Below are 204 nucleotides of genomic sequence, written 5' to 3' on the forward strand. Positions count from 1 at the left end.
TTGGCAAACCCAAGCACTTCTAAAGCAGATAACGCTTCATCTTTGTTGGTATTGCCTTGGGCTACAGAAACTTCATCAATATCGTAAATCTTTAATATTTTATCTTTTAAATCTATAATTACCCTTTGTGCTGTTTTAGCTCCAATACCTTTAATAGATTGAATTAGCGCCACATCATTACCTGCAATACCTTCGCGCACTTGT

At 35.8% G+C, this 204-nt stretch carries 1 protein-coding gene; it reads right to left on the minus strand.

Features of this window, described 5'->3' with window-relative positions; translation table 11 throughout:
* A partial coding sequence (locus tag FUA24_RS23630) for a helix-hairpin-helix domain-containing protein (RefSeq protein ID WP_246147153.1) occupies positions 1 to 204 on the minus strand: 204 nt, incomplete at both ends.

This window comes from Seonamhaeicola marinus, assembly GCF_008085455.1.